This window comes from Desulfomicrobium aestuarii, assembly GCF_055385525.1.
Genome location: NZ_AP042427.1, coordinates 3720207 through 3739467, shown reverse-complemented (window position 1 = coordinate 3739467; position 19261 = coordinate 3720207). Strand labels below are relative to the sequence as shown.

The 19261-nt window shown below is 66.6% G+C and carries 24 protein-coding genes; 15 read left to right on the top strand and 9 right to left on the bottom strand.

Going from position 1 to position 19261, the window contains the following annotated elements; genetic code table 11:
• Positions 1–185: 185 nt before the first annotated feature.
• The 4 genes from ACZ5AC_RS17245 (at position 186) to mutM (ending at position 4436) form a co-directional block, all read left to right on the top strand.
• A complete protein-coding gene (locus ACZ5AC_RS17245; RefSeq protein WP_464248794.1) occupies positions 186–1025 on the top strand; it encodes a tRNA (adenine-N1)-methyltransferase in 840 nt (279 codons plus the stop codon).
• Positions 1026–1168: 143 nt separating this feature from the next.
• Positions 1169–2434, top strand: a complete 1266-nt coding sequence (locus ACZ5AC_RS17240) for a phenylacetate--CoA ligase family protein (RefSeq protein ID WP_028576916.1) — start codon at positions 1169–1171, stop codon at positions 2432–2434.
• Complete coding sequence (locus tag ACZ5AC_RS17235; RefSeq protein WP_464250630.1) at positions 2434–3618, top strand: ChaN family lipoprotein; 1185 nt, start codon at positions 2434–2436, stop codon at positions 3616–3618. Before ACZ5AC_RS17240 ends, ACZ5AC_RS17235 begins: the two co-directional genes overlap by 1 nt.
• Positions 3618–4436, top strand: coding sequence for a bifunctional DNA-formamidopyrimidine glycosylase/DNA-(apurinic or apyrimidinic site) lyase (gene mutM, locus ACZ5AC_RS17230; RefSeq protein WP_464248793.1), 819 nt, complete (start codon positions 3618–3620; stop codon positions 4434–4436). The genes ACZ5AC_RS17235 and mutM overlap by 1 nt, the downstream gene beginning before the upstream one ends.
• A gap of 54 nt (positions 4437–4490) precedes the next feature.
• On the opposite strand, the gene ACZ5AC_RS17225 is transcribed toward mutM, so the two are convergent.
• The 4 genes from ACZ5AC_RS17225 to minC all read right to left on the bottom strand — a co-directional run bounded on the left by ACZ5AC_RS17225 (position 4491) and on the right by minC (position 6957).
• Positions 4491–5111, bottom strand: coding sequence for an N-acetyltransferase family protein (locus ACZ5AC_RS17225; RefSeq protein WP_464248792.1), 621 nt, complete (start codon positions 5109–5111; stop codon positions 4491–4493).
• Positions 5112–5198: 87 nt separating this feature from the next.
• Complete coding sequence (minE, locus tag ACZ5AC_RS17220; protein WP_464248791.1) at positions 5199–5453, bottom strand: cell division topological specificity factor MinE; 255 nt, start codon at positions 5451–5453, stop codon at positions 5199–5201.
• A gap of 1 nt (position 5454) precedes the next feature.
• Positions 5455–6261: a septum site-determining protein MinD gene (gene minD / locus ACZ5AC_RS17215; RefSeq protein WP_464248790.1), complete on the bottom strand. Its 807-nt coding sequence runs from the start codon at positions 6259–6261 to the stop codon at positions 5455–5457.
• 18 nt (positions 6262–6279) lie between these two features.
• Positions 6280–6957 (bottom strand): septum site-determining protein MinC, encoded by a 678-nt coding sequence (gene minC / locus ACZ5AC_RS17210; RefSeq protein WP_464248789.1) that lies wholly within the window; start codon positions 6955–6957, stop codon positions 6280–6282.
• Positions 6958–7139: 182 nt separating this feature from the next.
• Between minC and ACZ5AC_RS17205 the strand changes: the two genes are divergently transcribed.
• From ACZ5AC_RS17205 to ACZ5AC_RS17185, 5 genes are all read left to right on the top strand, one after another.
• Positions 7140–7610, top strand: coding sequence for a PaaI family thioesterase (locus ACZ5AC_RS17205; protein ID WP_464248788.1), 471 nt, complete (start codon positions 7140–7142; stop codon positions 7608–7610).
• The gene (locus ACZ5AC_RS17200; protein WP_464248787.1) at positions 7607–8248 is read left to right on the top strand and encodes a cysteine hydrolase family protein; all 642 of its coding nucleotides are present in this window, start codon (positions 7607–7609) and stop codon (positions 8246–8248) included. Before ACZ5AC_RS17205 ends, ACZ5AC_RS17200 begins: the two co-directional genes overlap by 4 nt.
• A gap of 39 nt (positions 8249–8287) precedes the next feature.
• Entirely contained in the window at positions 8288–9706 is a 1419-nt protein-coding gene (locus ACZ5AC_RS17195; protein ID WP_464248786.1) for a PAS domain-containing protein, read from the top strand.
• 101 nt (positions 9707–9807) lie between these two features.
• The gene (locus ACZ5AC_RS17190) at positions 9808–10875 is read left to right on the top strand and encodes an oxidoreductase (RefSeq protein WP_464248785.1); all 1068 of its coding nucleotides are present in this window, start codon (positions 9808–9810) and stop codon (positions 10873–10875) included.
• A gap of 65 nt (positions 10876–10940) precedes the next feature.
• Complete coding sequence (locus ACZ5AC_RS17185; RefSeq protein ID WP_464248784.1) at positions 10941–11855, top strand: rhodanese-like domain-containing protein; 915 nt, start codon at positions 10941–10943, stop codon at positions 11853–11855.
• 20 nt (positions 11856–11875) lie between these two features.
• Here ACZ5AC_RS17185 and ACZ5AC_RS17180 read toward each other — a convergent pair whose 3' ends face one another.
• Together ACZ5AC_RS17180 and ACZ5AC_RS17175 are read right to left on the bottom strand one after the other, a co-directional pair.
• Entirely contained in the window at positions 11876–12571 is a 696-nt protein-coding gene (locus ACZ5AC_RS17180; RefSeq protein WP_464248783.1) for a phosphoribosylanthranilate isomerase, read from the bottom strand.
• Positions 12571–12837 (bottom strand): hypothetical protein, encoded by a 267-nt coding sequence (locus ACZ5AC_RS17175; protein WP_464248782.1) that lies wholly within the window; start codon positions 12835–12837, stop codon positions 12571–12573. Before ACZ5AC_RS17175 ends, ACZ5AC_RS17180 begins: the two co-directional genes overlap by 1 nt.
• Positions 12838–13077: 240 nt before the next feature.
• Between ACZ5AC_RS17175 and ACZ5AC_RS17170 the strand changes: the two genes are divergently transcribed.
• The 5 genes from ACZ5AC_RS17170 (at position 13078) to ACZ5AC_RS17150 (ending at position 17010) form a co-directional block, all read left to right on the top strand.
• Entirely contained in the window at positions 13078–14004 is a 927-nt protein-coding gene (locus tag ACZ5AC_RS17170; protein ID WP_464248781.1) for a cation diffusion facilitator family transporter, read from the top strand.
• Complete coding sequence (locus ACZ5AC_RS17165) at positions 13997–14413, top strand: MarR family winged helix-turn-helix transcriptional regulator (RefSeq protein WP_464248780.1); 417 nt, start codon at positions 13997–13999, stop codon at positions 14411–14413. Before ACZ5AC_RS17170 ends, ACZ5AC_RS17165 begins: the two co-directional genes overlap by 8 nt.
• A 119-nt stretch (positions 14414–14532) precedes the next feature.
• Positions 14533–15309: a lysophospholipid acyltransferase family protein gene (locus tag ACZ5AC_RS17160; protein WP_464248779.1), complete on the top strand. Its 777-nt coding sequence runs from the start codon at positions 14533–14535 to the stop codon at positions 15307–15309.
• Positions 15306–16334: an asparaginase gene (gene ansA / locus ACZ5AC_RS17155; RefSeq protein WP_464248778.1), complete on the top strand. Its 1029-nt coding sequence runs from the start codon at positions 15306–15308 to the stop codon at positions 16332–16334. Before ACZ5AC_RS17160 ends, ansA begins: the two co-directional genes overlap by 4 nt.
• Positions 16321–17010 carry a pseudouridine synthase gene (locus tag ACZ5AC_RS17150; protein ID WP_464248777.1) on the top strand — a complete coding sequence of 230 codons (690 nt, stop codon included), beginning with the start codon at positions 16321–16323 and terminating at the stop codon, positions 17008–17010. The genes ansA and ACZ5AC_RS17150 overlap by 14 nt, the downstream gene beginning before the upstream one ends.
• A gap of 210 nt (positions 17011–17220) precedes the next feature.
• Here the strand turns inward: ACZ5AC_RS17150 and ACZ5AC_RS17145 are convergent, their stop codons facing one another.
• The gene (locus ACZ5AC_RS17145) at positions 17221–17589 is read right to left on the bottom strand and encodes an Hsp20/alpha crystallin family protein (protein WP_464248776.1); all 369 of its coding nucleotides are present in this window, start codon (positions 17587–17589) and stop codon (positions 17221–17223) included.
• A 25-nt stretch (positions 17590–17614) separates the two neighbouring features.
• Positions 17615–18028 carry an Hsp20/alpha crystallin family protein gene (locus tag ACZ5AC_RS17140; RefSeq protein ID WP_464248775.1) on the bottom strand — a complete coding sequence of 138 codons (414 nt, stop codon included), beginning with the start codon at positions 18026–18028 and terminating at the stop codon, positions 17615–17617.
• A 131-nt stretch (positions 18029–18159) separates the two neighbouring features.
• Between ACZ5AC_RS17140 and rbr the strand changes: the two genes are divergently transcribed.
• Complete coding sequence (gene rbr / locus ACZ5AC_RS17135; protein ID WP_028576899.1) at positions 18160–18738, top strand: rubrerythrin; 579 nt, start codon at positions 18160–18162, stop codon at positions 18736–18738.
• A gap of 6 nt (positions 18739–18744) precedes the next feature.
• Here the strand turns inward: rbr and ACZ5AC_RS17130 are convergent, their stop codons facing one another.
• A complete protein-coding gene (locus tag ACZ5AC_RS17130) occupies positions 18745–19236 on the bottom strand; it encodes a hypothetical protein (protein ID WP_464248774.1) in 492 nt (163 codons plus the stop codon).
• Between the last annotated feature and the right edge of the window lie 25 nt (positions 19237–19261).

Genomic DNA, 19261 nt, shown 5'->3' with positions numbered 1-19261 from the left:
GCGCGGGGGTCTTGAGGAGGCGAAAGGGGCCGGTCACTGCCGGACGCACGCCGCGCCACGAATCAAGGAGAATACATACCCGGCAGGCGTGTCCATAGCAAGAAAAACCCTTCGAGGGGCAGGCGCTGGCTTGACATCCCATTTTGCCGTGGCTACTCCCGCCTTCTCACTGCACAGGAGGCCACATGCTCGAACCGGGACAGCTGGTAATGCTGCTCAACGCAAAGGACAAGAGATATTTCGTTTCGGCCCAGGAAGGGCAGGTCATGCACACCAACGAGGGGATTCTCCACCTCGACGAGGTCCGCGCCGCGGGCTGGGGACAGCAGGTCCTGACCCACAAGGGCTACCCCTTCACGGTCATGCGGCCGACCCTCTACGACCTGATCAAGTCCGTCAAACGCCGTACCCAGATCATCTACCCCAAGGAGATCGGGTACATCGCCATGAAGCTGGGCATCGGCCCGGGCTGCCGCATCGTCGAGGCCGGCTGCGGCTCCGGCGGCCTGACCACGGCCCTGGCCTGGCTGGTTGGCGACACGGGCAAGGTCTACACCTACGAGCGCCGCGAGGAGTTCTACACCCTCTGCCGCCAGAACCTGGAACGCATCGGCCTGTCCCACCGCGTGGAGCAGTTCCACCACGACATCGCCGAGGGCTTCCACCCCCATGCCGCCGACGCCCTGTTTCTGGACGTGCGCGAACCCTGCGACTACATCCAACATATCCCCGGCGCCGTGGTTCCGGGCGCGCCGATCGGATTCCTGCTGCCGACCACCAACCAGGTCCAGGACCTGCTGAAAGCCATGGAGGGCGGACCGTTCCGGCAGATCGAGGTGCTGGAGATATTCCTGCGCCACTACAAGCCCGTGCCCGAGCGCCTGCGTCCCGACGACCGCATGGTCGCCCACACGGGATTCCTGGTCTTCGCGCGCACCTACGCCCAGCTCGAGGAGCCGCAAACCCAGGAGTACGAAGGCCCGGCGGACGAAGACGCCGTTGACGGCGAGCTGCCGGAAGAATAGCCGCAATCGCCAAATTCCATCTATTCCAAGGATTTGCAGGAACACTCTTGCAAATCCTTTTTCTATTCCTGTAGAGATGGATTCTCTTTCACCATTCAACCCCGACCCCACGGCCGGACCGAGCCCCGCAAGGAGGAGCGCTGATGACCCGCAAGGATCGCACTGAAGGCATTTTCAGCCGGCGCGAAGTTCTGGATGCCACCGAGCGCCAGAAATACTACCAGATCCAGCTCAAGGAGCTGCTTTCGTACGCATACAGATATTCCGAGGACGTGAAGAAACGCTTCGACCGCGCCCAGTTCTCCGTGGAGAAGTTCCGCGACCTCATCGACCTCAAGCACGTCCCCATCCTGAAGAAGAAGGAGCTCATCTTCCTGCAGTCCATGGGCCCGCGCCTTGGGGGCCTTTTGACCAAGGACCTGGGAGAGCTGCGCCGCGTCTTCCTGTCCCCCGGCCCCATCTTCGACCCCGAGGACAGGGGCGACGACTACTGGGGCTGGACCGAGAGCTTCTACGCCGCGGGCTTCCGTTCCGGCGACCTGGTCCAGAACACCTTCAACTACCACATGACCCCGGCCGGCCTCATGTTCGAGGAGCCCCTGCGCCAGCTGAGCTGCGCCGTGGTGCCCACGGGCCCCGGCAACACCGGCAGCCAGCTCGACATCATGAAGAAGCTGCGCGTCACGGGCTACGTCGGCACGCCGAGCTACCTCATGCACTTGGCCCAGAAGGGCGAGGAGAAGGGCCTGAACCTGCGCAAGGACCTCTACCTTGAGGTGGCCTTCGTCACGGGCGAAAAATTCTCCGAGAAGATGCGCTCCACCCTGGAGAAGAAGTTCGACCTGATCATGCGCCAGGGCTACGGCACGGCCGACGTGGGCTGCATCGGCTACGAATGCTTCCACAAGAACGGGCTGCACATCGCCAACCGCGCCTACGTCGAGATCTGCCACCCCGACACGGGCATCCCGCTCAAGGACGGCGAAGTGGGCGAGATCGTGGTCACGGCCTTCAACAAGACCTACCCCCTCATCCGCCTGGCCACTGGCGACCTGTCCTACATCGACCGCGCGCCCTGCCCCTGCGGCCGCACCTCCCCGCGCCTCGGGACCATCGTCGGCCGCGTGGACACCACCGCCCGCATCAAGGGCATGTTCGTGTACCCGCACCAGGTCGAGCAGGTCATCTCGGGCTTCGAGGAGATCAAGCGCTGGCAGATCGAGGTCACCAACCCCGGCGGCATCGACGAGATGACGCTTCTCATCGAAACCTCGGGCTTCAAGCGCGAGGAGGAGCTGCTGCACATGTTCCGCGAGAAGATCAAGATCCGCCCGGCCCTCAAGATCCTCACGCCCGGCACCCTGCCGCCGCAGATCCGCTTCATCGAGGACAAGCGCAATTGGGACTGATGACCCGCCTGGTCCTCCCCCTGCTGCTGGCCGTGCTGGCCGGCTGCGCAAAACCGACGGCGGTGACGCCCCCCTGGGTGTCGCCGCCGGCCGGCTCCTTCCTTTCAGCCGAAGGGACGGTGCTGGCCGACGACGCCGTCGCCGGCCTGGCCCGCTCCGCGGACTTCGTCCTGTTGGGCGAGAGCCACACCAACCTCTGCGACCACGCCGTCAAGGCCCGCCTCATCGAGGGCATGGCCGGCGGCGGGGCTCGCTTCGCCATCGGCCTGGAGATGCTCCCGGTCACGGCCCAGCCCGTCCTGGACCGCTTCAACGCCCGCACCCTGTCGGCCGCGGAACTGGGCGAGGCGGTCGGATGGGAAAAGCTGTGGGGCTTCCCCTACGCCCAGTACAGGCCTGTCTTCGAACTGGCCGAGCAGTACGGCCTGCCCGTGGCGGCCCTGAACATCCCGCGCCGGGTGCTGACGGAGTTCCGCGACAAGGGCGCCGAAGCCCTGAGCCCCGAGGACCGCAAGCTCCTGCCCGGCCGCATCATCCCCGTCAGCCCGGCTCAGCAGGCCGCCCTGGAGGAGCAGGTCGGGCTGCATCAGAGCATGCGCAAGGCCGCGGCCAACGCGACGTCCGAAAAGATGCCGGACATGGCCTCCATGAGCGAGAAGTTCTTCCTGGTGCAGGCCCTGTGGGACTCCATGATGGCCGAACAGGCCCTGGCCTGGCGCGACCGCCTGGGTCTGCCCGTGCTCATCCTGGCCGGCGGCGGCCACGTGGAGCATGGCTGGGGCATCGAGTACCGCCTGCGCACCCTGGACCCCTCGGCTTCGTGCCTGGCCGTCATGCCCGTGCGCGGCGGCGAGGACTTCCGGCAGCAGGCCGACCCGTCCCTGCGCCCCATGCCGGGCACGGCCGTCTTTTTCCACTGCGCGGCCCAGCACAAGAGCCGCCTGGGCATGAACGTCGTCTTCGAGGACACCGGCATGCGGGTGGAGAGCGTCGAGCCCGGCTCAAGGGCCCAACAGGCCGGCCTTCTGCCCGGGGACGTCCTCCTCTCGGCCGGAGGCCGGGAACTGAAGGAGGCCACGGACCTGCACTTCGCGGCCATGGCCGCGTCCCGCGACAAAAAGCCCCTCGAACTGACGGTCCTGCGCCAGGGGCAGACCGTGACGCTGAACCTTCCCCTCGACTGATGCCCGAACTGCCCGAAGTCGAAACCATCGCCCGCGGACTGCACGCCCTGATCCAGGGCCGCAGAATAGAGGACGCCAGCCTCCTGACGCCCTCGGTCCTTCGCGCAGGCGCCACGGAAAGCCTGCCGGGCAGGACCGTGACCCACGTCTCAAGGCGCGCCAAGCTCCTGCGCCTGCACCTCGACAACGGCGGGCTTCTGGTTTTTCATCTCAAGATGACCGGACGCGTCTGGGTCGCCGGACCTGGCCTGCCCCTGCCGAAGCATACGCATCTCGTCTGCGGGCTGGACGGCGGCGACCGCCTGGTATTCGAGGACGCGCGGCGCTTCGGCTACTGCGCCGTCTTCGGCCCCGGCGAGATCGAACAGTGGGATTTCTTCAGGAATCTCGGCCCCGAACCCCTGGACGCCTGCGCCGGCGATCTGGCGCGGCGCATCGGCTCCCGCCGGGCCGGGGTCAAGGCCCTGCTCCTCAACCAGACCATCCTCGCCGGCATCGGCAACATCTACGCCGACGAGTCCCTCTTCGCCGCCCGCATCCACCCGGCGAGCATCGCCTCCGCCATTCCCGAAGCCCGGCGCCTGATCCTCTTCGAGGAACTGCGCCGCATCCTGCTGGAGGCCATCGCGGCCGGCGGCAGCACCATCAGCGACTACCGCAACGCCTATGGCAAGAGCGGCATCTTCCAGGATTCATTCCAGGTCTACGGCAAGAAGGGCGAACCATGCCCGGCCTGCGGCAGGGCCCTCAGGGCGGAGCAGGTGGCGGGGAGGACGTCGACGCATTGTCCGGGGTGTCAGAAGAAATATCTGGCCTGACACGGACGGGCACGGACCTTCACGGACCGGCACTGAAGCGGGAGGACAAACCGATCAGGACTCGGGTTCCAGGGAGGTGGCTCCGCAGATGGGCTTTTCCTGATTTTTGGCGGCCGCCGTCTTCGGGCGGCGGGGTTTCTTGCGGGGCTCGGCTTCGCCGTGCCCGTTGCCGTGCTTTTCGAGCAGGGCCCGGTAGCGCTCGGTGCGGCTCAGGTTCAGGGACAGCACCACGTGCTCGCGCTCGTCCTTGAAGCCCTTCTTGGTGAAGAACTTGAGGGCCGCTGCGTTGCTCGGGTCCGTGTCGGCGATGAGGTAGCGCGCTCCCGCCTCGACCATGCGTTCGACGAGCTTGTCGTAAAGCTTGTGGGCCACCCCGGTGGACTGGAAGGCGCGGTCCACGCCAAGCCAGACGATGTAGCCGTAGGTCCAGGACGCCTTGCTGATGAGGGTGCCGATGATGAACCCGGCCAGGGCGTCGTCCACCTCGGCCACGAGGCTGAACTCCGGGTCCGTATTGTAGTGGCCGACCACCTCCCACTCGTCCCAGGTGCGGTAGAGGAAGGGGTAGAGGTCGCAGGTGAAGAGGCGCTCGCCCAGGTGATAGACCGGGGCCAGGTCGTCCAGTTCCATCTCGCGGATGGTGATGTCGGGGCGTTGGGTGCGTTCTGAGGCCATGGTGCGGATGGTTGGGGTGAAAGGGCTTAGGCCGTGGTTAAAACGCCCGCCGCGCCGCTGTCAACGCGGCCCGGCGGGCGTCCGTGTTCAGCGCTTGTTCTCGGGCAGGGTCACGTTGAATTCCAGGACCTCGCAGTCTCCGTCCCGGTTCACGTCCACGCGGATGTTGTCGAGTTCCACGTGCACGTATTTCTGGACCACGAGGAGCAGCTCCTGGCGCAGACGCGGCAGGAACTCGTACCCGCCGTTCTGGGCGCGCTCGTGGGCCACGATGATCTGCAGCCGGCTCTTGGCGACCTCTGCGCTCGACTTCTTGGTGCGGAAATAGCTGAAGATGCCCATGTCAGCCTCCGAAGATGCGGGCGAAGAAGCCCTTCTTGGCCGGAGTGAGGAAACGGTGCGGCAGGTCCTCGCCCAGAAGGCGCGACACGGCGTCGTCGTAGGCCTGGCCCGCGTCGCTTGCGTCGTCGAGGATAACGGGCTCGCCGGAGTTGGAGGCCGCCAGCACGGCCTTGGACTCGGGGATGACGCCCAAGAGCGGAATGGCCAGGATCTCCTCCACGTCGGTCACGCTCAGCATCTCGCCGCGGCTGACGCGCTCGGGATCGTAGCGGGTCAGGAGCAGATGCTCGCGGATGTTCCCGCCATCCTTGGCCTTCTTCGTCTTGCTCTGCAGCAGGCCCAGAACTCGGTCCGAATCGCGCACCGAGGACACCTCGGGGTTGGTCACGACCACGGCCTCGTCGGCGAAGTGCATGGCCATGAGCGCCCCGTGCTCGATGCCGGCCGGGGAGTCGCAGAGGATGAAGTCGAAGCGGCTAGAGAGCTCGTCCAGGACCTTCTCCACGCCGTCCATGCGCAGGGCGTCCTTGTCCTTGGTCTGGGAGGCCGGCAGGATGTAGAGGTTCTCGACCCGCTTGTCGCGGATGAGGGCCTGGTGCAGGGTCGCCTCGCCCTGGATGACGTTGACGAAATCGTAGACCACGCGGCGCTCGCAACCCATGATGAGGTCGAGGTTGCGCAGGCCCACGTCGAAGTCCAGCACAGCGACCTGCATGCCCCGGCGGGCCAGGCCCATGGCCAGAGACGCGCTGGACGTGGTCTTGCCGACCCCGCCCTTGCCCGAAGTAACAACGATAATTTTACCCACAGTCCCTCCTGGTCCTGTCTAGAGAGGTTCGATCACAAGCTGGCGCCCGCTCAGGCTAACCTGAACGGCGGCGCCGTTGAAATTCCCGGGCAGATCCTCGCTGACCCGGTACAGACCGGCCACCGAGATCAGTTCCGCCCGCAGTTCCGTGCAGAAGATGCGCGCGCCCTCGAAGCCCATGGCCCCGGCCAGGGCACGGCCGCGCAGGGGCGCGTAGATGTGGATGTTGCCGTCGGCGATGACCTCGGCCCCCTGACCCACCGGCGCCAGCACCACAAGGTCGCGGCCCCGGGCGTAGACCTGCTGGCCCGAGCGCACGGGCTTCTCCACGACCATGGCCCCGGTTTCCGCCGGGGGGGCGGGGACGCTGCCGATCCGGGGCGCCTCGGCCCTGTTCCCGGAAAACACGCCCAGATGCAGGTCGGCGGCCTGACGCTCGTGGGCCTCGCCCCCGCCCTGGATGCCCACGGGCGTGAGGCCGTGGTCCCGCAGCAGCGCTGTCAGGCGCGGCACGTCCAGTTGGTCGCGCATGGGGCCCAGGGCGGAAAAATCCATGATCACGGCCAGGCCGCGCAAAAAGTGCGGCGTCTCGGCCAGGCGGGCGGCCACGTCCCCGGCCAGCACGCCCAGATCCGTGGTCAGGGGGCGGAACAACGTGCACGGGGCGACCTTGCCCTTGAGTTCGAAAGACGACACGCGAATGTCCTTAGCGGGTTGAGTATTGCGGATGAAGTTCGCGTCGAAACGAACGGCGGGTTTACCGAGGGACGGCGGCGAAGACAAGCCCGGTCTCGCGGCCGTGCGCGCCCCGGCCCTTGACGGGCGCGCAGGTCTCGCCGATGTAAATGAATTACGCCGTTTATCCATTCGAGGTATCCATGGACATCCGCCACGTCATCGAACACGAAATCCCCTTCGACCATTTCCTGGGCCTGGTGGTCGAGGAAATCCGCCCGGGCTACGCGCGCCTGCGCATGCCCTTCCGCCCCGAATTCATCGGCGACCCGCGCCGACCCGCCCTGCACGGGGGGCTCATCTCCATGCTCGTGGACACCTGCGGTGGATCGGCCGTGTGGGCGGCCTGCTCGGTCCGCGACCGCGTGGCGACCATCGACATGCGCGTCGACTACCTGCGCCCCGCCGACCCGGCGGACCTCATCGCCGTCGGCGAGGTACGGCTCCTGGGCAACCGCGTGGGTAACGCCACGGTGCAGATCTTTTCGGCCGCAAATCCGGAGGTCGTCATTGCCGAAGGCCGGGGCGTGTATAATATACGGAAAGCGGGCGCCAAGGCCCCGGACGTCGTCCACGCCAAGGCGCAAACCACAACCCGTGAGGAGGCCCCATGAACGCTTCAGCCTTCGCCTTTGTCATTGCCTCTCTGCTGTTTCTGTTCCAGTCACCGGCCGTCACGGCGGGCACCGTCGTCGACGAGTGGGCGGCCGTAAAGGCCCCTGCGCCCGTGGAGCTCAAAGCCGTGGAGGTCAACGCCACGGACACGGCGCTTCTGGTCCTCGACATTGAGGAGAGAACCTGCAACATGGAAACCCGTCCGCGCTGCGTGGCCTCGGCGCCGCGCATCGGCGAATTCCTGGCCAGGGCCAGGACGGCCGGCATGCCCGTGGTGCACAGCCTGACCAGCAAGGGCACGCCGGACACCATCCTGCCCCAGGCCCTGCCCCTGCCCGGCGAGCCCATCGTCCAGTCCACGGTGGACAAGTTCTTCCGCACGGACCTTGAAGCCATCCTGGAAAAACTCGGCGTGCACACGGTCATCGTCACCGGCACCACGGCCGAGGGCGCCGTCCTGCACACGGCAACGGGCGCGGCCATGCGGGGCCTTTCCGTCGTCGTGCCCGTGGACGGCATGTCGGCGGCCACGCTCTACGCCGAACAGTACACGGCCTGGCACATGGTCAACGCCCCCGGCACCCGGGCCCGGACAAGCCTCACGACCCTCGGGGCCATCACCATCAACGCCAAGTAAACCGCCGGGACCACCCCGGCCCGGACGCACCGAACGCACATGCAGCTTCTGAGCACGGACCAATTGCGCATCCTGGACGCCATCAGCCAGGGAACGGTCATTCTGAAGGACGGCATCATCCGTCACGCCAACACCTGTTTCGCCGCGTTCTGCAAGACCGGCCAGGCCGGGCTGCCGGGCCATCCCTTTTTCGACTTCGTCATCCCCAAACACCACCGGCGCGTCGGCAGGTATCTGGACTCCATTCCGGCCGGCGCTTCGGCCTGCGCCGCCGGCAATCTCGAATTCACCCTGCGCGACATCGACGGCGCCGAATCCTTCATGATCATGCAGGCCCAGGAGGTCGTCCATGAAGGCGCCCCCGCCCTCCTGTGCTCCCTGACGGACATCACTCAGCGGACCAAGGCCGAGAGAAAGCTCAAACGCATCCTGGACTCCATCCCCGAGGTCATCATCGCCTTCGATCGGGAGCACTCGCGCATCGAATCGGCCAACCACGCCACGGAGGGGCTCTACGGCCTGCCCGCCGAGCAGTTCGTACAGAACATCTTCCACCCCATCGACCTCGTCTTCCCGGAGGACTCGGACAAGGTCCACGCGTTCTACGCCGGCCTCGTCGACAGGGAATTCGACCGCATCGAATACCGCATCGTCCACGCCAACGGCGACATCCGATGGGTGCGGGACGAGGGCGAGGTGGTCTACAAGGAGCAGGGGCTGGGCCGGGTCCAGCAGGTCTACCATTTCATCAAGGACATCACCGACCGCAAGAACGACGAGGAGCGGCTGCGCGTCAACGAACAGAAGTACCGCCGCATTTTCGAGAACTCCACGGACCCCATCTTCGTGGCCTCGGCCGACGGCACCTTCACCGACATCAACATGGCGGCCGTGAACCTCTTCGGCTTCGCCTCGCGCGAGGAAGCCCTGGCCGCCAACGTCGGGGACCTTTTCCCCAACCCCGGGAAACGCGACGCCTTCATGGCCCTCATCGACGAAGCCGGCGGCGTCACAGGCCAACCGTTCAGGCTGCAGACCCGCAACGGGGAGATGGTGGACGTGGCCGTCACCGCGGGCTGCCGCCGCAACCGCAACACCGGGCGACCCGAGAGCTACCAGGTCATCCTGCACGACATGCGGGCCCTCATCGCCCAGACGGAACTCGAAACCTACAGGCGGACCATGGGCGGCCTGTCGGACCGCCTGAACAACATCGCCCAGGTCCAGCTCATGGAGCTCGGGCTCATGCTCGACTACATCGACGCCCTCAAGGCCGCCCGGGACCCGGAACGATCGGACCAGCTGCTCGCCCGCATCCTCGAACAGGCCCGCGAGGTCGAGCGGAGCCTGAAGGAGCTGCGGCACCTCGGCGAGAAGATCCGCCGCATCTACCACGCTCCAGAGCCCCCGGTGCCTGTGCCGGACGGGACGGGCGGCATCCTCTTCGACCTCAAGTAGGCGGCCTGGTGACGGAAGGGAGGCGGCTGCACGCGCCACTTGACCAACGGGGGGAATCATATGAGAGAAATCGAATCTCCCCTTGAGCAAAGGAGCCCCCCATGAGCACCGATATCTTCTCCCCGTTCGAACTAGGCCCCTTCACCCTCAAAAACCGCCTCGGCGTGGCCCCCATGACACGCATGTCTGCCGGCCCCGAATCCATCCCCCGCCAGGACGTCCTCGACTTCCTGGTCCGGCGGGCCGAGAACGGCGCGGCGCTGGTCTTCACCGAAGCCATCGTAACGGATTACGAGAGCGCCCAGGGCTACCCCGGCCAGTCGCGCATCCTGACCCAGCCCCAGGTCGATGCCTGGAAGCGCGTCACCGACGCCATCCGCGCCAACGGGGCCGTGTCCGTCATGCAGATGTTCCACTGCGGGCGCATGGCCTGGCCCGAGATAAACCCCGCCCGCCGCTCCATCGCCCCGAGCGCCGTGGCCCCGCGGCAGGACAACCCCCTCACGGACAAGCCCTATCCTGTCCCGGAGGCCATGAGCCGCTTCGACATCGAACACGTCGTCAACGGCTTCGTGGAAACGGCCAAAGGCGCGGTGGCCGCGGGCTTTGACGGCGTGGAAGTGCACGGCGCCCACGGCTACCTGATCAACCAGTTCCTGTCGTCCTATTCCAACAAGCGCGAAGACGAGTACGGCGGCACCCTGGCCAACCGCTTCCGCCTGGCCAGGGAGATTCTCAGGGCCGTGCGCGGGGTCATCCCCCGGGACCGGCTGCTCACGCTGCGCATCTCCAACTGGGCCATCGCGGATATGGAGGTTTCCCAGTTCAAGGACGCCCGGGAGTGGGAGGAACTCGTCGACCTCATCGACGCCGAACCCATCGACGCCCTGTCCGTGTCTACCTACGACTTCCGGGCCAAAGCCTTCGGCACGGACCAGACCATGTCCGGCCTGACCCGCTCCCGGACCACCAAGCCCCTCATGATCTGCGGCAAGATCCACGACCGGGTCACGGCGCTTGAGGCCCTCGCGGAGGCCGACATCGCCCTGTCCGGCAAATCCATGCTCCTGAACCCCGATTTCGTGGGGCACGTGCGCCAAGGCCTGGACATGGCCCCCTTCAGCTCCCAGGAGGCCGACGTGGCCTACACTGAGACGCCGCTGCCCTGAGCTTCGACCAGGAGACGCCGGACAAACTCAACCGGGCGGCCCAACCGTCCGAACAAGGAGCACCCATGCCGAGCACGCCCGCATCCACCGAAGACATCCTGGCCGCCACGCAATCCGGACGCCAGATCGTCCTGGACGTCCTGCCGCCGGAGCACTTCGAGGCCCGACACATACCCGGGGCGCGCAACGCCTGCGTCTACGAGGTGACCTTCCTCGACCAGGTGGCCGTCCTGGCGCCGGACAAGACCGCCCCGATCATCGTCTACGGCGCGGGCGAAGGGTCCCTGGACGCGGTGACGGCCGCCGGCAAGCTGCACCGGGCCGGGTACGCCAACGTGGCGGTCCTGCACGGCGGCCTCCCGGCCTGGAAGGCCGAAGGCAAGCCCCTCGAAGGAACGAAGACCGACGAATGGGAACCCGCCCACCCTGTCCTGGAACTGCGCAAGGCGCGCTACACGGCCGTCCCCGCGGAATCGACCCTGATCTGGACCGGGCGGAACGCGGGCGGCAGGCACACCGGCACCCTGGCCATGCGCGAGGGCACGCTGATCCGCGAAGGCGAGGGATTCAGGGGCCTCTTCACGCTGGCCATGGACTCCATCGCCAACACGGACCTCGCCGGCACAGACCTGCAGGCCGTGCTGGAGAACCACCTGAAGTCCGACGACTTCTTCTTCGTTTCCCATTTCCCGACCTGCACCGTGGAGATCACGGACATGGCGCCCGTTCCGGACGCCCCGGCCACGCTGCCGAACTTCCGCGTCACCGCGGTCATGACCCTGCGCGGGGTGGCCCGCGAGATCGCTTTCGACGCCCACCTCTGCCCCCTGGCCGAAGACAGGCTGGCCCTCATGGCCCATCTCGACCTGGACCGCACCTTGTGGGGCGTGCTGTACGGATCGGCCAGGTTCTTCAAATACCTGAGCTACCATATAGTTCACGACATGGTCAGCGTCGACTTGCGCGTCGTCCTGGAGTGAGCAGGGGAACTTCGGGGAAATCAGGAAGTAAATGCCCGGGCGAATCCGGCCCTGGCCTCCTGCACGAAGGCGCGGACGCGGAGCGGGTCCTTGGAGCCGTCCGGAGCCTCGACGCCCGTATGGACATCCACGGCGGCGGGCCGCACGGTCAGGACGGCCTCGCGGACATTGCCGGGGTTCAGCCCGCCGGCGAGGATGACCGGCAGCGGGGAACACCCGACCAGCGCGGAACTGACGGCCCAGTCGTGGCGCAGGCCCGTGGCTCCGCTGGCTCCGGTGGTGGGGTCGAAGGTGTCGGTGATGAAGGCGTCGCAGACCGGGGCGTAGGCCCGCGCGAACTCGACGGGACCGACACCCTCGCGGCCGACGACATAGCTCTTGATGATGGAAAGATTGGAAAGGGCCTTGACGCGGGCCAGGGTCGCGGGGGGGACGTCGGCATGCACCTGCACGATGCCGACGTTCAAGAACCGGCACAGTTCCACCAGACGAACCGGGTCGGACTCGTAGGTGATGAGCACGCAGCACGCGGGGCCCACCGCGTCGACGACAGCCCGCGCCTCGGGTTCGGACAGGTCGGGCTCATGCACGGGCAGGCGCAGCGGAAACCCGAGCAGATCCGCCCCGCAACCTCGCAGCATGCGCGCCTCCTCCAGGCCGCGCACCCCGGCCACCTGCACGAAGCCTTGGATGGGCAGGCCCCGGGTCAGCCGCATCACTTCTTCTTGGATTCCCTGATCAGATAGCGGGCCGTCTCCAGATCGTAGATCTTGGTCGGGTCGCCCTTGGAACCGCGCTCCTCGAACATCCTGGCGCCGCGGCGGACGATGTCGATGTCGATCCAGCCGTGCTGCTCCCAGATCTCGGGATGGTCCACATTGCTCAACCTGAACTCGATGTTGCCTTCGTTTTCGCGCACGTACATGCGGATGCGCTTGTTGGCCGGGTTCGGGTAGTAAAAGAGTCCGTCCTTGTCCTGCACGTCTACCTCCAGAAAAATGTTTGTTCCCGGGACTTTCAAAGCCCGCGACAATTGTCAATCCCCGGACGGGGGCGGCAATGGCCTCCGCGACCGGACAAGAAGGTTGGACCGCGGCGTCTGCTGCGGCAACGGAACGGCGCGAGCCTGTCCTCCTCTCCTGAAATTAAGTTTGACAATCAAACATCCCCTTTTTATTTGATCTTCAAGATTTCAGGCGTTCAAATAAAAAGAGGAGTCCTCATGCACGACCATTCCTGTTCCTGCGGCCATCATCACCACGAACACGATCACGGCGAACGCGGCACGCGCCTCGTCTTCTGGCTGACCATGGCCACCATGGCCGTGGAGATCATCTCGGGCTGGCTCTTCGGCTCCATGGCCCTGCTGGCCGACGGCTGGCACATGGCCAGCCACGCGGGGGCCATGGCCGTGGCCTGGTTCGCCTACGTCTGGGCCCGCCGCAACGCCGACAACCCCGACCTGGTCTTCGGGGCCGGCAAGGTCAACGCCCTGGCCGGGTTCGCCTCGGCCGTGGGCCTGTTCCTCGTGGCGGCCTACATGGGCGCGGAATCGATCATGCGCCTCGTGTCGCCCGTGACCATCTCCTTCGGCCCCGCCACCCTGGTGGCCGTCATCGGCCTGACAGTCAACCTGGTCAGCGCCTGGTGGCTGCGCGACGAGGGCCACTCCCACGCCCACGACCACAACCTGAAAGCCGCGTACATGCACGTCCTGGCCGACGCCCTGACCTCGGTCCTGGCCATCTTCGCCCTCCTGGGCGGCAGGTTCTGGGGCCTGGCCTGGCTTGACCCGGTCATGGGCATCGTCGGGGCGCTGGTCGTGGGCCGCTGGGCCCTGGGCCTGCTGCGCCAGACCGCCCGGGTCCTCCTGGACCACCGCGCCGACCCGGTTCTGCACGACGACATCGTACGCCGCCTCGAAAACGGCGGCGCGGTCAAGGTCCGCGACCTCTATGTCTGGAACGTGGGCCCCAGGCGTCTGGCCGCCCATGTCACGATCGAGGACGCGGCCCCTCGTCCGCCGGAGTTCTACAAGGAACTCATCGCCGAGGTTCCGCACCTGGAGCGGGTGACGGTCGAGGTCCACTCCTGCCCCTGTCCGGCCGAAGCGCAGGCCGGCGCCTGTCCGGGGGGCGGCCATGCATGACCTGGAGCGCCTGAGCGACCTGCTCATCGAATTCTACGAAAAGCTGTCGTCCTGGGAGCAGGCCGTGGTCCGGGACACGCCCATCACCCTGCCCCAGATGCACACCCTGGAGATCCTGGGCCAGCAGTCCCCGCTGCGCATGAAGGAACTGGCGGCCAAGATGGGCGTGACCACGGGCACGCTTACGGTCAACGTGGACCGCCTGGAAAAGCAGGGCCTCGTGGCGCGCATCCCCCACGAGACCGACCGCCGCTCCATCCTCGTGGCCCTGACCCCTGCCGGGGAGGAGCTCTTCCACGAGCACCACGACCATCACCTGCACCTGACCCGCGAACTGCAGGCCGCCCTGAGCCCGGAGGAGACTGAACAGTTCGCCTCCATCCTGGCCAAGCTGACCCAGGCCCTCTAGGCGCCCCGGCCCCGCATGGGGCAAAAAGCGCTGGAAGCCCGGAGCCACTTGGGCTACCCTCACCGGCACGAGACAACGGCGGGCCCCGGGCCCGCCAAACCCAACCGGTGGATTCCCGCATGCACATCGCGCCCTTCGACGATCCCTACGTCTCCCCCGCAATCCAGGTCGACCCGGTCTCCAGGCTCTTCCCGAGCTTCGCCTTCTACGCCCGCACCCTGGCCATCGTCTGCGAGGCCGCCTGGCGGACCCGCGGCGGCTACTCCATGGCCCAGTGGGCCGCCGACAGCCAAACGTTCATGCGCCGGGCCGAGACCGCCGGGGTGCGCTTCGTCATCGAAAACGCCTCGGCCTACGCAAAGCTGGACGGCCCGTGCGTGGTCGTGGCCAACCACATGTCGACCATGGAGACCTTCTGCCTGCCGGGCATTCTCGCCCCCCACAAGCCCGTGGCCTACGTGCTCAAGCGCAGCCTGACCAGGTACCCCGTCTTCAACCGGGTGGTGAACGCCATCGAGCCCATCGCCGTGGACCGCGTCAACCCCCGCGAAGACTTCAAGACCGTCATGGACGAGGGGCAGGAACGCCTGAAGCGCGGCATCTCGGTCATCGTCTTCCCCCAGACCACGCGCACGCCGGGCCTTGACCGATCGGCCTTCAACACCATCGGCATCAAGCTGGCCAAGAAGGCCGGCGTGCCGGTGCTGCCCCTGGCCCTGAAGACCGACGCCTGGGGCGTGGGCTCCCTCATCAAGGACTACGGCTTCATCCGACCCGAACTGCCGGTGCGGTTCTGCTTTGGCGAGCCCATCCGGGTGGACGGCGCGGGCAAGAACGAGCACGAGGAGGTCATGGAGTTCATCCACTGGAAGCTTGAAGCCTGGAAAACGGCATGAAGAAAAAAGTCTGCATCCTCTACACGGGCGGGACCATCGGCATGAAGCCCACCCCCCAGGGCTACGCCCCCGAGGCGGGCTATCTGGGGCGGGTCATGGCCTCCATGCCCGACTTCTCGAGCCCCGAGATGCCCGAGTACGTCATCCGCGAATACTCGCCGCTCCTGGACTCGTCCAACATGGGCCCCAGGCACTGGCTGGCCATCGCCCGGGACATCGCCGAGCTGTACCGCGACTTCGACGGGTTCGTAATCATCCACGGCACGGACACCATGGCCTACACGGCCTCGGCCCTGCCCTTCATGCTTGAGGGACTGGCCAAGCCCGTGGTCCTGACCGGGTCGCAGATCCCCCTGTGCCGGGTCCGCAGCGACGGCCGCGAGAACCTCGTGACCGCGCTCATGGTCGTGGCCCAGACGCACATCCCCGAGGTCTGCCTGTGCTTCGGCAACCGCCTGCTGCGCGGCTGCCGCGCGACCAAGGTCGACGCGGCGGGCTTCCAGGCCTTCGACTCGCCCAACTACCCGGACCTGGGGCACATCGGCGTGACCATCAGGCCGCACCCGGAGCACATCCTGCCGGCGCGGCCCGTGAACGGCCTGACCGTCCACCCGCTGTCCGACGCCCGGGTCGGCGCCCTGCGCCTCTTCCCGGGCATCTCCGCCGACCTCGTGGCCAACGTGCTGCGCTCGCCCCTGCAGGGCTTGGTCCTCGAAACATACGGCATGGGCAACGGCCCCTCCGACGATACCGGGCTCATGGCCGTCCTGGCCGAGGCCTGCGAGCGCGGCGTGGTCATCGTCAACTGCACCCAGTGCCTGCGCGGCACCGTGGACCAGGGCGGGTACGCGGCCGGGTCGGCCCTGGCCCGGGCCGGCGTGGTCTCGGGCGCGGACATGACGGCCGAGGCAGCCCTGACCAAGATGATCTACCTCTTCAGCCTCGGCCTCCCGCCCGGGGACATCCGGGCGCAGATGCCGCGGAACCTGCGCGGCGAGCTGACCGAAACCCATGATCGAGGCTGAGATCGAAATCCTGTACCGCGACGACGACCTGGTGGCCATGCACAAGCCGGCGGGACTCCTGGTGCACCGCAACGCCCACGCCGGCCGCGAACCGTTCCTGCTGCAGATGCTGCGCGACCAGATGGGAGCACGGCTCTATCCCGTCCACCGCCTGGACCGGCCCACCTCGGGCCTCATGATCATGGCCCTCTCGCCCGGCGCGGCGGCAGTCCTGGCCCGGCAGTTCGCAGCCCAGGAAGTCCGCAAGGCCTACTTGGCCGTAGTCCGCGGATTCACGGACGAAGAGGGCGTCATCGATTCACCCCTGAAGAGCGAGTCCGGGGCCGAAGCCCCGGCCCGCACCGAATTCACACGCCTGGGCCTCGTCGAAATCCCGCATCCCGTGGGGCCCCACTCCACGGCCCGCTACAGCCTGGTCCGCGTCGAACCCCGCACGGGCCGCACCCACCAGATCCGCCGCCATTTCGCCCACATCCGCCACCCCCTCATCGGCGACGTCCTGCGCGGGGACGGCCGCCAGAACCGCTTCTTCCGCGAGCACTTCGGCATCCGCCGCCTCCTGCTGGCCAGCGTCGAGCTGTGTTTCCGCCATCCCGCAAACGGTGAGGAAATGCTCCTGCAGTGCCCTCCGGACGAAGAGATGCGCACCCTCTTCGCCAAGCTGGGCTGGACCTGACCCGGACGCCCAAAAAAAGAAAGGCCCGGAAACCCGGGCCTTGCAGTCGGCGGTTTCGCCGACTCTTGAAAAACTGAAAATTCGCAGGCCGTTCAAAAATGGTCAGATGCAAGGAAGCGGATAAAGCCAGGACGCGCAGTGTATTTTCGTATACATAAGCGGTCTGGCTTTATCCGCTGACGCGGCAGATCACCGTTTTGGGACGGCCTGCTAGCCCGCCTGAATCTCGATGCGCCTCGGCTTGAGCCGGGCCGCCTTGGGCAGGAAGAGCTCCAGCAGCCCCTTCTTCAGGGTGGCGCGGATGCCCTCGCGGTCAACGCCGTCGGAGATGGTGAAGGTGCGGACGTACTCACCGTCCCCGAACTCCACGTGCAGAGCCTTGGCGTTCTCCTCGCGCGGGTAGACCGCGCGGCCGCGCACCTCGAGCTCGTTTTCCCTCAGGTCTATGGACAGGCCGTCCTTGCCCACTCCGGGCATGTCGACGAAGATGTGGAAGCCGTCCTCGCGCTCCAGCACGTCGGTGTTGGGGCGGAAGCGGGGCAGGGCCGGGGTCGTCTTTTTTTCAAGATCGTTGGTCATGGCGTCGTCTCCTCTTGCCGGACGCTCACTGCGCGTCGATGGAAATGGTCAGCGGACGGCTTTCCCTGGCCTTGGGCAGGACTACCCGCAACAGCCCGTCCTTCATGGTCGCCTTGATGCCGTCGGCCTGGACGGGGACGTTCAGGTTGACGATCCGCTGGAAGCTGCCCGTCGGGCGCTCCTGGCGATAGTAGTTGCCGACCTCGTTCTTCTTGGCGCCCCTGATGATGAGGCTCTTCTCGTTCAGGGTCAGCTCGATGTCGCCGGTGTCCATACCTGGAATTTCGGACGTGACGATGATCTCGCCGTCGGTCTCGCTGATGTTGACGGGCGGATAGGCGACCCGGCGCTGGCTCAGGGAGCTCGGCTTCCAGAGTTCCTCGAAGAAGCTGTCCATGTTGCGGGGCAGATCGTAATATGAACTGAAATCGATAACCATGGGTGACACCTCCTGGCTTTTGATGGCACATAACTAACCACGATCCCCGGAGCGTCAACCCGGGCGCCGTGTGCGGACATGGCCCCGACGCCCGGTACGGGGCACCCAGACAACCCACCCACGGAGGAAGCATGTCGAAATCAATCAAAGGAACCCGGACCGAAAAGAACCTTCTGACCGCCTTCGCCGGCGAGTCACAGGCCCGCAACCGCTACTCCTTCTTCGCCAAGCAGGCCCGCAAGGAAGGCTACGTGCAGATCGCCGACATCTTCGCCGAAACGGCGGACCAGGAGATGGTGCACGCCAAGTCGTTCTTCAAGCTCCTCGAAGGCGGCGAGGCCGAGATCACCGCGACCTTTCCGGCGGGACGCATCGGCACGACGCTCGAGAACCTGCTGGAGTCCGCCGACGGCGAGCAGCACGAGTGGGGGCACATGTACCCGGACTTCGCCAAGGTCGCCCGCGAGGAGGGGTTCCCCGAGATCGCCTCCCTGTTCCAGGCCGTCTCCGTGGCTGAAAAGCACCACGAGCGCCGCTACCGGGCCCTGGCCAGGAACGTCGAGGAGGGAAGGGTCTTCCAGCGGGAGGAGAAGATCAGCTGGCGCTGCCGCAACTGCGGCTACGTGCACCAGGGCGCCAGGGCCGCCGAGCGCTGCCCTGCCTGCGACCATCCCCAGGCCCATTTCGAGGAACTGGCCGAGAACTGGTAGTCGGGATCAGGGACGCTTGCCCGGCACGAAGGTGGAGCGCAGGAATCTGGGGTGAAAGAAATACAGCGGGTTGGCCACGATGGCGTCGGGCAGGATGTGATACCAGCGGTAGCCCAGGTCCCGGAAGACGCGCCGGGCCTGGTCCCGACAACCGGCCTGGCGCGCAGCCAGGAGCGCCGCGTCGCGCTGGCAGCGCGACGAGGCCACCAGCCTGAAGACCCTGGGGCGGAAGCCGTAGCGTGACAGGAGACCGCACAGGCGCTTGAATTCGCGGTAGCGGGACAGGGCGTCGGCCTGGCACAGGACCACGCCCCAGGCGAACAGCCCGCTCAGGGCCGCCCAGCCCCAGGCCAGCCAGGACGGTTCGGACCCGGCCAGGACGAGGCGCGCCTCAAGGCCCGTGACCACGGACAGGGCTGAAACCTTGAGGGTGGTCAGGTGAGGGAAGGGCGCCGCCTGCAGGTAGCGCAGCAACTCGTGCGCGATGGTCCGAAACATGGACGGAAAATCGCCGCTTCCGGCG